At 59.9% G+C, this 13,598-nt stretch carries 11 protein-coding genes and 1 tRNA gene; 4 read left to right on the top strand and 8 right to left on the bottom strand.

Annotated features, from left to right (window positions below; genetic code table 11):
* Positions 1-11 precede the first annotated feature (11 nt).
* The 6 genes from FHK92_RS05795 to FHK92_RS05770 all read right to left on the bottom strand — a co-directional run bounded on the left by FHK92_RS05795 (position 12) and on the right by FHK92_RS05770 (position 7,018).
* Positions 12-806: a carbon-nitrogen hydrolase family protein gene (locus FHK92_RS05795; RefSeq protein ID WP_181287233.1), complete on the bottom strand. Its 795-nt coding sequence runs from the start codon at positions 804-806 to the stop codon at positions 12-14.
* 12 nt (positions 807-818) lie between these two features.
* On the bottom strand, positions 819-2,501 hold the full coding sequence (locus FHK92_RS05790; protein WP_181287232.1) for a flavin monoamine oxidase family protein: 1,683 nt from the start codon (positions 2,499-2,501) through the stop codon (positions 819-821).
* A 274-nt stretch (positions 2,502-2,775) separates the two neighbouring features.
* A complete protein-coding gene (locus FHK92_RS05785) occupies positions 2,776-3,237 on the bottom strand; it encodes an Lrp/AsnC family transcriptional regulator (RefSeq protein ID WP_018607342.1) in 462 nt (153 codons plus the stop codon).
* 35 nt (positions 3,238-3,272) lie between these two features.
* Entirely contained in the window at positions 3,273-5,702 is a 2,430-nt protein-coding gene (locus tag FHK92_RS05780; protein WP_375154599.1) for a hypothetical protein, read from the bottom strand.
* A 105-nt stretch (positions 5,703-5,807) separates the two neighbouring features.
* Positions 5,808-6,449, bottom strand: a complete 642-nt coding sequence (locus FHK92_RS05775; protein ID WP_181287231.1) for a DUF1109 domain-containing protein — start codon at positions 6,447-6,449, stop codon at positions 5,808-5,810.
* The gene (locus FHK92_RS05770) at positions 6,446-7,018 is read right to left on the bottom strand and encodes a sigma-70 family RNA polymerase sigma factor (RefSeq protein WP_181287230.1); all 573 of its coding nucleotides are present in this window, start codon (positions 7,016-7,018) and stop codon (positions 6,446-6,448) included. The genes FHK92_RS05775 and FHK92_RS05770 overlap by 4 nt, the downstream gene beginning before the upstream one ends.
* 222 nt (positions 7,019-7,240) lie before the next feature.
* Between FHK92_RS05770 and FHK92_RS05765 the strand changes: the two genes are divergently transcribed.
* The 4 genes from FHK92_RS05765 to FHK92_RS05750 are packed head-to-tail and all read left to right on the top strand — an operon-like array spanning position 7,241 to position 9,646.
* Positions 7,241-7,513, top strand: coding sequence for a BufA1 family periplasmic bufferin-type metallophore (locus FHK92_RS05765; protein WP_181287229.1), 273 nt, complete (start codon positions 7,241-7,243; stop codon positions 7,511-7,513).
* Between the two features lie 26 nt (positions 7,514-7,539).
* Positions 7,540-8,394, top strand: coding sequence for an MNIO family bufferin maturase (gene bufB / locus FHK92_RS05760; RefSeq protein ID WP_181287228.1), 855 nt, complete (start codon positions 7,540-7,542; stop codon positions 8,392-8,394).
* Complete coding sequence (locus FHK92_RS05755; protein ID WP_181287227.1) at positions 8,391-9,146, top strand: HvfC/BufC N-terminal domain-containing protein; 756 nt, start codon at positions 8,391-8,393, stop codon at positions 9,144-9,146. Before bufB ends, FHK92_RS05755 begins: the two co-directional genes overlap by 4 nt.
* Positions 9,147-9,172: 26 nt before the next feature.
* Positions 9,173-9,646, top strand: a complete 474-nt coding sequence (locus FHK92_RS05750) for a DoxX family protein (RefSeq protein WP_181287226.1) — start codon at positions 9,173-9,175, stop codon at positions 9,644-9,646.
* A gap of 61 nt (positions 9,647-9,707) precedes the next feature.
* On the opposite strand, the gene FHK92_RS05745 is transcribed toward FHK92_RS05750, so the two are convergent.
* Together FHK92_RS05745 and FHK92_RS05740 are read right to left on the bottom strand one after the other, a co-directional pair.
* Positions 9,708-9,784, bottom strand: a tRNA-Ile gene (locus FHK92_RS05745).
* 15 nt (positions 9,785-9,799) lie between these two features.
* A complete protein-coding gene (locus FHK92_RS05740) occupies positions 9,800-13,543 on the bottom strand; it encodes a bifunctional diguanylate cyclase/phosphodiesterase (RefSeq protein ID WP_181287225.1) in 3,744 nt (1,247 codons plus the stop codon).
* Between the last annotated feature and the right edge of the window lie 55 nt (positions 13,544-13,598).

Raw genomic sequence — 13,598 nt, 5'->3', positions numbered from 1 at the left:
ATTAGTCCGGATCAGTGTTTGGGCAAGTCGCCATAAAGCGCGGGGCGACGGTCGTGCAGGTAGTTGTAGGCCGCGCGGGAATCATCGATCAATTGTCGATCTAAATCGCCCACGATCAACGCTTCGTCCAGCCCCGCCAACGCCGGCCGGCTGCCGTCCGGTGCGGCGATGCTGCTTTGGCCGCAATAGCGCAGTTCACCTTCATGGCCGCAATAGTTGGCGTAGGCGACGAAGCACTGGTTCTCGATCGCCCGTGCGCGCACGGTGACATCGGCGATGTACTCGTAGGGTTGCATGTTGGCGGTCGGAACCAGGATCAGTTCGGCGCCGGCCAAGGCCAGGCGCCGCGCGTTTTCCGGGAACTCCAAGTCATAGCAGATCAGGAAACCGAGCTTCCAGCCGTTGAGCTCCACGATCGGCAACGCCGCGTCGCCGGCGCTGAACATCGTGTGGTCCAAGTCACCGAACAGATGGCTCTTGCGATAGTTGGCCAAGCGTTCACCGTGGGCATCGATCAGTTGGGCGGCGTTGTAGATCTGCCCGTCTTCGCTGCGTTCAGGGTAGCCATAGAGAATCGCCAGGCCGGCCGCCTTGGCGATACGGCCGATTTGCTGCGCCCATTCGCCGTTGTAGACCTCCGCCAGGACGTTCACTGCGTCGACCCCGATGTTGTAGCCGGTGAGGAACATCTCCGGCACCACCAGCACATCCGCGCCCCTGGCTTCCAGCGCGATTTGATGCAGGCGCTGCAGGTTGCCGGCCGGGTCCATGGGCAACGGTGGGCATTGGTAAAGGGCTACGCGCATCGACAACTCCTTTTATTCGGGCAGGGCGATCGGACCGATTTCGTGGAACACATCACCTGGACCCGGGTTCTCGGGGTGAGTTTCACCGCCGAAATGTTTCATGATTCCCCACACGGCGTTGAGCGAGGTCTGTACCGCGCCTTCAACCCAGGCGGGTGTCCATGAGACGTCGTCGCCGGCGATAAAGATCCCTTTTTGTTCGGCCGGCATGTCGTCCTGCATGAAATGCGCATACATGCGTTGGTTATAGCGATAGTGACCCGGCAAGGCGCCCTTGAATGCGCCGAGGAAATAAGGGTCCGCTTCCCAGGATACGGTGATCGGTTCGCCGATGATCCGCGCGGCGATGTCCACTTTCGGATAAATCTTCTTCAGGGCATCGAGGGCCAGCTTCACCCGTTTTTCCACCGGATACGGGAGCATTTTCAGCGCATCGCTCATCCACGAATAGGACAGGCAGATCACGCCCGGCTTGTCGTCGCCATTGTCGAACAGGTAGGTGCCACGGGTCAGGCGGTCGGTGAGGGTCATGCTCATCAGGTCGCGTCCGGTTTCCGGGTCCTTGTCTTTCCAGAACGGCCGGTCGACCATCACGAAGGTCTTCGATGACTGCATGTAGCGGGTGCGGTCCAGGGCCATCCACAGTTTCTGCGAGAACAGCGCCTCTTCGCATTCGATCTGGGTGGTCAACAACCACGTCTGGCAGGTAACCAGCACGGCGGCATATTCACGCGTGTCGCCCCAGACGTCGGTAACGCTGAACCGATCATTGTCAGCGCGTGCGATACGTTTCACGCCAGCGCGAGGCGCGCCAAAGTGCAACGAGTTCAGGCTGGTGCCTGCCGGCCAGTGCGCGCAACGCTCCGGGACATGTTTCCAGATACCGTGAGGCACCTGCTCCACGCCACCAACGACCAAGTGTTGGTGGTCATCGCAATTGGTCATCACCACGCGAAAGATTTCCAGCATCGAGTTGGGGAAGTCCGAGTCCCAGCCGCCCGTGCCAAAACCGACCTGGCCGAACACTTCGCGGTGCAGGAACGAGAGCTTGGCGAACGCCTTGGAGGTGGCGACGAAATCATAGAAGGTGCGGTCATCCCACAGTGGCACCAGGGTGTTCCACAGTTCCTTGAGACGCGGCACGTCGCGGTCGCGGATCGCTTGCTGGATCTCGCTGAAGCGTGAGCCAGCCTCCAATGCGTCGGCCCAGGCGTCGGCGACTTCCTGGAACAGCGCGGGAAGGTCGGCCATGCTTTCTGCATAGTAGGTCTGGCCTTCCAGATCGATGACCGTGCTGCCCGAGGCCGAGGTCAACGGGTTGGGGAAGGGTTTGGTCTCCAGGCCCAGCTTGTCGACGTAGTGATAGAACGCCGTCGATGAAACCGGAAACCGCATGCCACCGAGCTCGGCAATGATGCCTTCGGCGCCGTTGAACGCCTGGGAGCGCAGGCGTCCGCCCATTTTCGACGCTTCGTAGACCACCGGCTTCAGGCCCAGCTTCATCAACTCGTACGCCGCCACCAGGCCAGCGATCCCGGCCCCGACAATCGCCACTTCGGCGCCGTGATTATGTTCCGGAATGACGCCCAGGCCGGCCGGGTGTTCGATCCAGTCGTCAAAGGCGAACGGAAAATCCGGCCCAAAAATGGTGATGGGTTTCTTGCCGTCTGCTGGGTGGCGATTGTTCTTGTTCATGGCTGACCTTGATGGGCGACTCGACGCGACGTTCGCGTCTGAGTATAGGAAAAGATGCCAGCCATTCTAGAGAGGGAGAAACACGTTAATAAGACGCAATGTGTCGTCGTTTTGCGCTGTTTTTCGTCATTTATAGTCGCCGCCAAGTCGTAATGACGAAATCCGATCCTGTGGGAGCGAGCTTGCTCGCGATAGCGGACTATCGGTCATGGAAGTGTCGGCTAATCCACCGCCATCGCGAGCAAGCTCGCTCCCACAGGGGATTGGGCAGGACCTATACCGGCTGGCCCCGATCGATCTTGCTGCTGAGGATGATCGACGTGGTGGTTTTCTCCACCCCGTCCACGCTGCCGATCTGGTCCAGCAACTGATCCAGCTGTTCCGGCGAATCCGTGCGCAGCCAGGCCACGTAATCGAATTCGCCGCTGACCGCGCACAACTGCTGGACCTGGGCCATCGCGCTCAGGCGCCGCAACACGTCCTTGCCGGAGCGTGGCTGGACCTTGATGCCGACATAAGCCTGCAAACCGCCATCGATCACTCGCTGCCCAAGACGCACGCCGTATCCGGTGATGACCTTGGTTTTCTCCAGTCGAGCCAGGCGCGAGGTCACGGTCGTGCGGGCGATGCCCAATTGCCGAGCCAGCATCGCAACACTTTCCCGCGCGTTGATTTGCAGCGCCGCGATCAGTTGGCGATCGATTTCGTCGAGGACGGGAGGGCGGGTATCAGTCAAGGTCAGCTCCGGCGCAGGCATCAGTGGCGGGCATGTTACAGGCTCCGGCGTTCGAAGTAGCTGATGGCTGGCAAAGCCAGCGCGCGCCAGGCTGGGGCGAGGTGCGCCTGGGAAGATCTGAGCCAGAGACCGTCCTGGCAGATCAGCGGCTCAGCGCGCAACTGCAGCAAGTCGTCCAGTGAGAACCCCTGCACCGAACCTCGGTCGTCATCGCCTTCAATTTCCCAATCGCGCTTGAAACAGCGTACCTGTAGTTGTTGCTCGTCGAAGCTTTCAAACAACGGCCGATGACCCAGCCACCGCGGGTGTATCCGCAGCGTATGGTCTTGGACATCGAGCAGCAGCAACTGCCAGCCCCGGTAGTTTCCACAGAGTTCTGTCACGTCGGTTGCCATGCAGGTCAACGCCAGATATCGGCTATTGGATGACCAGACCATCGACGGTGCCAGGTCAACCAATGCACAGCCCGACGCCGTCAGCAGGTGCCCGCCGAGGCGGAGCGTACCGGCATGCACCCAACTGTCGGCGTATTCCGTTTCGCTGCCGAATAGCCAGGCGGCGTCCTGGTGATTCGGCGCGGGTTGGATGAAGTCGCCGTCGGCGGTGGCCGCTTGAGGGCGGTCCACCAGGCGCCAAGGCTTGACGGCGTTGAGCTGTGAGTCTGTCGGCAGCAGTTGAACCGTGCTGTAGAACAGCCGGGAGTGTTCATTGGAACGGAAGAAGGAAGTGTCACAGCCGACCTGTGGCGCGACGACGTTGAAGCGCATTAATGGGCTGCTTTCCAGATCGTTATCAAGACGACCTTCGACGACCGCCAGGCTTAAACGGCCATCGCGGAAATCGAGTATGCGCTCCACCCACAGGGCGGGCCCTTGCAGCAGGCGTCGTTCCTGCACGTCTGCGACCGCCGCGTGGGTTGCCACCGTGGTCGCGTTCTCGAAGGGCAGCAGCGCCAAGTAGCGTCCGCAATCGGACACTCGATGATCGAGCAACCAACTCCCCGGCAAGGACCAATCGCCAATCTGGCAGCGATAACCGCCGAGCCCGTCGGGGTTGTCGCACATCCAGGTCAAGCGAGCGCGTTTGCCTTCCATCATCGGCTGCGTCTCGATGCACGAGTCGCCTCGCCGACCGGTGCTGTCCAGCGGCATGACGATGGACATCCGGGTCAGCTTGAATTCGTCGACCTGCACGCGACCCTGGGCGTCGTGACCTGTCTGGGTTTCGGTGTCACTGTGGATGCTGTCCAGGCGATAGCCATAACGGCCGCAGCTCGGTCGCGGATAGTCGAGGTACGCGCCGATATGCACGTGGCTCGCCTCGAGGCTCAGCAACTCGTGCCAATAAAAGGACGGCTCGGTGGCGCTTTTCACCCAGGGTGAGGGCAGGGCGCGCCAGCCATTTCCTGCTTGCCACAACCAATACTGGACGCCGTCCGCATCGTTGGCCTGCTCCCGGGCCAGACACACCAGCGCATGGTGATCGGTGCCCCACACCAAAGGTGCATCGGCTGCCATGACCAGCCCCGACGGCTGCCCGTCGACGGTGATGGCATAGCGTGGGGAATACAGCGGCGCCAATGGCTGGTCCAGATCGCGGAAGGTCGCGGGCAGCAAGAGGTTGCCCTCCAGGCGATGCTGGCCGTCCGCGCTGGGTCGCTCGAAGGTGGGCGCTACATTGTCCGGGTGCCAGCCAGGTTCAAGCCATAGATCAGCGACGGCAACCAGGTCCGCTGCCTCGGCGGTTCGCAGCAGATCCTCCAGCCGCGCCTGGCGAGCGCCGTTGTCCACCAGCGGGCTGTGACGGCCGATCAATTCGTCAGGATTGAAAGCGTCCAATTCCCAGAACTCGCTTTCGGCGCAGCGGTAGACCTTGCGCTGCTGACGGTCAAGGATGACCAGTCCCCATTCCTGCCGGGACGGCACGGGCGCGGCGAAATAACGACCGTCGCTGGAAAACACCGCTGAAGAGCCAAGCCCTTGCAGAAGTACGCCGTCAGGAAACAGATAGTCGCAGTAAACAGGACCGCCCATGGCGATTTCGCTGTGGTTGAACTGCCGGATCGGTTCTCCTTCAGGCGTCAACTGCGGCTCGCTGCCACCCCAGGCGCTCGGCCCTTTGGTCGCAACCGGGGCGAGCCCAAGGCGTCGCTCCCATTTGCTGACGCAGGCAAGTCCGGCAACGATGCCGACGATCGCCACGAGGATGCCCCACCACTCGGGCAATGCCCGGCCCAGGCTGAAGCCCAGGCCAAACACGGCACCGACTGTCAGACGGGCAATGCCTCGGCCCATCGCCTGAAAGCCCAGCCGCGCGGCCAGCCCCATCAGCAAGCCGAGCAATACCACCGCCAGCAAGGCCAGCGGCGGCGGTAGGATAGTGACAAAGAAGGCTGGCACCACCAGGATGCCGAGTTGCCAGAAGAGTTCGAGGAACAGTCGGGACAGGCTGGGGCTGGCGATGATGGAGGTCTCGGTGGGAAGGGATGTTTTGTCGTCATGGAGCCGACGCTAGAAAAATGATGAGCGTGGCGTCGTATTCGTAGGCCCCAGGAAAAACCGAAGGGCCTGCTACCAGCGCAGCCAGCGTGGACCGAGCAGCGCGCCCAGTATCGTCGGCACCAACATGCCCAACAAGTACCAGACTGCCCAAAATGGGACCTGCATCTCGGGGCAGTGAAGGGAATAGGCAATCGTCGCCATTGAGCCTGCCAGCAGTCCGCCGCAGGCTCCTGTGAGTGTCAGGTTGGTGGGCGCGAGGCCGCGTAGCGCCCAGAACACCGCGATAAATCCCGGAATCGACAGCAGGGTTATGTTGAGCGCACAGACCCGCCAGGTATCGCCCAGAATGATCGCAACGCGATCATCAGGTGCGGTCGCCATGAGGACATAGATCGCGCCAACCCAAACCGCAGTAACAGCGGCGACGATGAGGATTTTGCCGGGGCCCGAGGTCGCTCCAGGCCGGGCAAGCCTCATGACCATGCCCAGCGTGCCGATCATCAGGCAGAGCGGAAACGCGATCTTGGCCCAGAAAATCGGTGTCGCCATGACTTGGCCCAAGTCTGGGCGCACGCCTTTCAGTGCGACCACCAGCAAGAGGGCGCCCAGGAGGCCGGCCAGAACAGCGACACTGAATCGCTTGGCGGGCGCCTTGCGATCGACCGGGGCCACGCCCGAGGCAAGCAGGGAAATCAAATCATCAGTCTTCATCGTGCACCTCTCACTCGCAACGCCAGGGCTTTAAGCCCTCGGTGTATCCCTATCTTCACCGCAGACTCGGATAATCCCGTCGTTTGAGCGGCCTCAGTCACAGACAGCCCTTCCAGTTTTACGCGTACGATCGGTAGACGCTGGCGTTCAGGTAGTTGCTCAAGCAACTTGCCCAGGTCCCGGCTGGCCTGCGCAGGTTCAAGATGTGGCTCGGCAAACAGCTCTGCCGCATCGTCGAGGGAGTCGTTGAACACGTCATGGCGTGATCGCCCACGGAAAAAATCGATGAGCTTGTAACGCGCAATGGCAAAGACCCAAGCCGTCAGCGGTTGATTTGCTTGATACGTCTGGCGCGCATTGTGAACGGCCAGTAAAACCTCTTGCAGCAAATCCTCGATTTCACCGGGGCGCTGTTGAAGCCTTGAGCGTAAAAAGCCGCGAAGATGACCACTTAGCTCCGATAGAAACGTGCGATAAGCCCGTTCGTCTCCATCCAGGCCTGAGAGAAACAAGGCCTGAAGATGAAGCTCTCGGCTGCGCAAAGCATCGTTATCCGTAGTTCGTTCCATCGTTCGCTCTGGTTACACGAAAGGGAAAATTATCTCGTTGCTGCTAATGCCGGCAGCGAATCTTACATGCGGCTTCCCGACGTGAGGCATTTATTGCTGGCCCGAAAAATATTTTGTGGTCGCTGTAACCGAATCCGGAACGACATCGAACTACTTGTTGGATCGCAAACACAGTGCCCAAGCATTGATGCAGCGACCAACCCATCTTCTGGAGAGCAAATCATGAACAACCTCAAACTTGCCGCCATCGCTGTTGCCTTCTCTTCGTTCGCCGCCGGTGCCATCGCCGCAGAAACGCCTGCCGCAGCAGGTGCCATGGAAAAATGCTACGGCGTTTCCATGGCCGGCAAGAACGATTGCAAAGCGGGGGCAGGCACTACCTGTGCGGGCACCGCCAAAATGGACTATCAGGCCAATGCCTGGAAAAACGTTCCTGTCGGTACGTGTACCTCCATCAAGACACCAAAAGGCATGGGCTCTCTCACGCCTATGTAATCGCAGTGCCAAGGGGCTTACCGATCATGAAAACCGTATTCCAGATGGGGGCCGGGCTCGGCCTGAAACCGAACCATTACCCCGATGCGCTTGACTGCACTGCCGAGGGGCTCTGGTTCGAAGTTCATCCGGAAAACTACATGGTAGAAGGTGGCCCCCGTCTTGCGTGGCTGGAGGCAATCGGGAGCAAGCACCCGCTGTCGCTGCACGGTGTTTCACTTTCACTGGCTGCCGATTGCCCACCGGACGAAAGTCATCTGAAGCGCTTCAAGGCACTGGTCGATCGCGCACAGCCTGCATTGATTTCCGAACATCTGGCCTGGTCCGCATGGCGTGGCCAATATCATCCTGATCTGTTGCCATTCCCTCGTACAGTCGAGGCATTGCAGCGCATCGCAAGCAATATCCAGCGAACACAAGAAGCCCTTGGGCGTTCGATTGCCATTGAAAATCCCACTCACTATCTGAGTTTGCAGGGCCATGAATTCAGCGAAATAGAATTCTTGACCGAGCTGAGCATCAGGACTGGCTGCGGGTTGCTGCTGGATATCAATAACGTCCATATCAGCGCGCATAACCTGGGTTTCGATGCAGCGAAGTACCTGGATGCTTTCCCGGCCAAGGCGATTGTGGAAATCCATCTGGCGGGCCACACAGTGGACCCGGGCGACACGCAATTGCTGATAGATACGCACGATGCGCCCATCGCTGAAGATGTCTGGATGTTGTATCGACGCGTTATCGAACGGATCGGTATGCGCCCGACCTTGATCGAGCGTGACGACAATATCCCCGGGTTCGATGTGTTGCTGGCCGAACGAGACAGGGCACAGATGTTATTGAACATCGGCAACCGGCGTGTATCGGAAGTGACGATATGAACACCTCGCTGACAAATTTCCAGGATGCATTCGTCGACGCTTTATATGAGCGACATTCGACTGGAACGAGCGCGCTGATCGAACAGCCCGGTTTTATGGTGTACCGCAATACTGTTTTGAAAGGATCGGTGGACGCATTACTTGCGAATTTCCCCACTGTCGAACGCTTGGTTGGTACAGAGTGGCTTAAGGCTGCCGCGACTCTTCATGCCCGACAGGCGCCCCCGAGCGATTCCCGACTGTTGCACTACGGGGCTGGTTTTCCGGATTTTCTCGACGCTTTCGAGCACGCGCGCGAAATACCTTATCTGGGTGACGTCGCCCGCCTGGATCTGCTTTGGACGCAAGTCCATTGCGCCGAGGATGAGCCCGACGTCGATCCCAGCGAACTGGCGAAGCTGTCCCCAGAAGACTTGGCCCGCAGCCGACTCACACCGAAGGCCGCTTGCCGGTGGGCGTGGTTTCCGGACAACCCCGCCTACACCCTCTGGCGCTTCAATCGCGAAGAGCTGGACATGCCTGAGGAGCTCGATTGGCGAGGCGAAGGAGCATTTCTCACACGCAAGCAAGGCAAGGTTTGTTGGCAAGCCGCCAGCGCTGCGGATTGCAGCTTCCTGGATGCCTGCGCGGCACATCTACCGCTTGAACAGGCCACGGAAAAGGCCCTTGAAGTTCAGCCTGACCTGGATTTGACAACGCTCATTACCCGCTTATTCAGAGCCGACGCGTTCGCCTCTGTAAGCATCCCATAACAGCAACTTAGCCAGCGGAGCACATCATGGACGCAATACGAAATACTTCGTCCACAGCCGACAAATCCTTGCGAGGCATGTGGAACCGCATCGCAGAGCGACTCGGCGCGATGGTGGGTGACTCGTTGTTGGTGCTGGTGGCGCGGCTATCCATCGCGGCCATCTTTCTGATGTCAGGGCGCACCAAAGTCAGTGGTTTTTTGACGATCACGCCCAGCACCTACGAGCTGTTTCGCACAGAATACGCACTGCCGCTAGTCACACCGGAACTGGCCGCCCATCTGGCAACCTACAGTGAGCATCTTTTTCCAGTGCTGCTTGTGTTGGGCCTGTTCTCGCGACTGTCCGCACTGGCGTTACTGGGCATGACATTGGTAATCGAAGTGTTTATCTACCCCGATGCCTGGCCCACCCACCTTTCCTGGGCGGGCTTGCTGTTGCTCATCGTCGCCCGTGGCGGTGGTGCGATGTCGCTGGATCGACCACTTGGCATCAAGTGATCCGTTAAATTTCTGTACCCTTGGAAACGAAGAAAGCCGCGCAATGCGCGGCTTTCTTGTTTGGTGGGCCCACACGGACTCGAACCGTGGACCAAAGGATTATGAGTCCTCTGCTCTAACCAACTGAGCTATGGGCCCTCAGTAGGCCGCGGATTATAGCGACGGTTTCTCGGCTGTGCTATCCGAAAAATCCGATACGGTCATACGCAGAAACGTTGCGGCAAATTCTTCGGCGCAGAGGGGCAGGCTGACGATGTAGCCCTGGATCTGTTCGCAGCCTTCGTCGGTGAGGAATTGCTGCTGGGCCAAGGTCTCGACGCCTTCGGCGATGATGGTGAACTGCATGCTGCGCCCCAGGGCGATGATTGCTCGCACAATGGCCGCATCGTGGGGGTCGTCGGGCAGGCCGCGGACAAATGACTGGTCGATCTTGAGGATGTCCAGCGGCAGCCGCTTGAGATAGCTCAGGGAAGAATAGCCGGTGCCGAAGTCGTCGATGGCCAGTTGCACACCGAGTTTTTTCAACTGGTGGAGCACCGTCAGCGCTTCCTCGGCCTGGCTCATGATGAAGTTTTCAGTAATTTCCAGTTGCAATAAGCCAGGCTCAAGCTGGTTTTCCCGCAGCAGTTGCTCGATACGGCCCAGCAGGTTGGGTTGGCGCAGTTGGGCCCCGGCCAAGTTGACTGACAGCGGGCCGAGGCTTTCATGGCTGCTGTTCCACTCGCAGAGCTGGCGGCATGCGCTTTCCAGAACCCAATCGCCGATCTGCAGGATCATGCCGTTTTCTTCCGCCAAGGGAATGAAATGTTCGGGCGGCACGTCGCCGAAGGTCGGGTGCGTCCAGCGAATGAGCGCTTCGGCGCCCACCAATCGGTTGTCGATGAGGCTGATTTTCGGCTGGAAGGACAGCGATAGCTCGTTGCGTTCAATCGCCCGTCGCAGCTCGTGTTCCAAGGCGACGCGTTCACTGGCCTGGGCCGTGAGGTCGCGGGTGTAGCTTTCAACCCGGTTGCGCCCCTTGGCCTTGGAACGGTACATCGCCGCATCGGCATTCTTGACCAGCGTGGCGACATCGCCGCCGTCCTGCGGATACAGGCTGGTGCCGATGCTGGCGCTGATGAAGAATTCATGTTCACCGGCCTGGAACGGCGCGGCGAAGCAATTCAAGAGCTTGTGCGCAATGTGCTCGGCATCACTGGGCTGTTGCAGGCCGGGCAACAGGATGATGAATTCGTCACCGCCCAGTCGCGCGACGGTGTCGATATCGCGCAGTTGTTCACGCAGTCGCACGGCGATGCCCTTGAGGAGCAGGTCGCCGACCGGGTGGCCGAGGCTGTCGTTGATGTGCTTGAAACGGTCCAGGTCGAGAAACAGGACTGCGCCCTGGCCGCCGTTTTCCTGCTGGTTGTTCAGTGCGGTCAGCAGCCGACTTTCGAACAGGGTGCGATTCGGCAGACCGGTGAGTGGATCGTGGTGTGCCTGGTAGTCGAGGCGAGCCTGGGCGTGCTTGAGGCTGGAGATGTCAGCGAACACTGCGACGAAATGGGTGATCTGCTGTTCCCGGTTGCGGACGGCGCTGATCGTCAGCCAGCTGGGATAGAGTTCGCCGTTCTTGCGGCGGTTGGAAATCTCGCCTTGCCAGTGTCCTTCGGCCGTCAATTGATGCCACATCGCGGCGTAGAACGCGCTGTCATGGAGGCCGGAGGCGAGCAAGCGGGGCGTGTGGCCCAAGGCTTCGGTTTCGCTGTAGCCGGTGATTTCGGTGAAGGCGCGGTTCACGGCGCTGATGTGCTGCTGCGTGTCGGTGATCAATACACCTTCGGCGGTGCTTTCGAAGACCGTGGCGGCCTGTTGCAGTTTTTCCTGCATGAGGTGGCGTTCGGTGATGTCCCGGGCGATGGTCAGCATGCAGTCTTCGTTGCCGATGGGCAGCGGACGGCTGGACACTTCGCAGAGCCGGATCTGCCCGTCGTTGCGGCGGATATGGCAGCTGAAATCCTTGACGAAGCCGTCCCGTTGCAGCAGGTCGAGCATCTGCTTGCGTTCGTTGAGGTTGACCCAGATGCCCAGGTCGAGTGTTGAACGGTCCACCGACAGGGCGCTGTTGAATCCGGTGATACGACTGAAACCGTCGTTGACCTCGATCAGCAGGCCATCGCTCTGCCGGGACAGTAGCAGGCCATCGGGCGAGGCGTGGAAGGCCTTGGCAAACTTCTCTTCGGAGGTCTGCAGCTGTTGTTGGGTTTCCTTGAGCTGGCTGATATCACGGACCACCACGACCAGCGCCGGGGTGGTGTCGAGATCGAACGGTTCCGCAGAGATCAGTCCGGTGAAGACTTGGCCGTTACTGCGCCGAAAGGGCATCTCCAGGTTGCGAATACTTCCGGCCTGCAGACGCTGCAACAAGCTCGGCCCCACGCCCTGTATGCCCCAGATATCCAGGTCCGTGGCGCTCTTGCCTACCACCTGTTCGGCGCTCAGGCCGATCTGCTCTTCGAAGGCTTTGTTGACTTCCAGCAGGCAGCCGTCCAGCAGGCGGGCGATGACCAGGATGTCCGGGCATTGGCGAAACACCGATCCGAACTTTTGTTCGGAAAGACGCAGCGCTTCCTCGGTGTGCTTGGCTTCACTGATGTCGATCATCAACCCGCGCATCAATGGCTCATGGCCGTGTTCGATCAGGCTGACAATGTCGCGTACCCACAGGCAGCGACCGTCGGCGGTTATCACCCGGTAGTCGATGCAATGGTCGCGCCCGGCAAGCACTTCGTGGTCGCAATAGGTCTGCGCGCGTATGAGGTCGGCCGGATGAATGATGTTGCGCCAGAACCCTGGGATGAGCCAATGGCTGAGCGGATAGCCGAGCAATTCTTCGGCGTGGGGCGAGACGTAGCTGTAGGTGAAGTCGCTGACCCGTGCTTCCCAGGCAATCGCCGATAGACTCTCGACCAGACCGCGATAATGGTATTCGCTGCTGCGCAATTCTTGTTCCAGGTCGACTCGCCTGGCTATCTCGGAGCTGAGACGGCGGTTGATGCGGATCACCACCGCGAGGATACCCACCAGTAAAAGCAGCCCTGGCAGGCCATAAAGCAATAAATCTGACCAGAACTGGCGATAGTCGCGCACGTTGCCGATCCATTTTTCCTGGATTTCGCTGACCTCGGCAGGGGACATGTCCGCCATCACCTTGTCCAGGATCCCCACCAATATCTTGTTTTCCTGCGGGACGGCCATCGCGAGCTGGTAACGATAAGGGGTCTCGCCACTGACATAGAGTCCGTCGAGCTTGAGTTGCCGCAAGCTCCAGACGCTGGAGGCCAAATCGCCGACAACGGCATCCACCTCATCGGTTGCCAGCGCCTGCAAGGCTGAGCTGACGTTGGGCAATGCCACCAGGTTCAGGTCGGGATGGTGATTGCGCAGCAGTTCGTGGGGGGCATAGTTCTCCACAACGGCGATTTTCAGGCCGTACAGGTCTTCAAGATTGCGCGGCTGGGCGCCGCCGTGATGGGCCAGGATGACAATCGGAAAGTCCAGGTATGGACGGGTGAAGGCCAAGTAGTTCTGGCGTTCAGGGGTGGACATGATGCCCGGCAACAGGTCGATCCTGCCCTGCGCGACCTGTTCCAGCACGACGGTCCAACTCACCGGTTCAATGGGCGTCAACGTGACAGCCAGTCGCCGACGAATAATCTCTACGTAGTCGGCAGCCAGGCCTTGGTAGCGCCCCTGATCGTCGCGAAACTCGAATGGCGGCCACGAGGCATCGACGCCCAGGCGCAGGTCGTGGTGGTCCTTGAGCCAGCGGCGCTCTTCATCGGTGAGCGTCAACGCGCCGGCCGTCGCGGTCCAGGTCATCAATGACAGCAAAAGCACGGCCGTCAGTCTGGGCATCACGGTCTCGTCATGGCTTGGGAGGATGTTTCGAGTGTAGACGGGCAACAGGGCG

Source organism: Pseudomonas brassicacearum subsp. neoaurantiaca, assembly GCF_013608025.1.
Classification (GTDB): domain Bacteria; phylum Pseudomonadota; class Gammaproteobacteria; order Pseudomonadales; family Pseudomonadaceae; genus Aquipseudomonas.
This window is presented reverse-complemented; position numbering and strand designations above follow the sequence as displayed.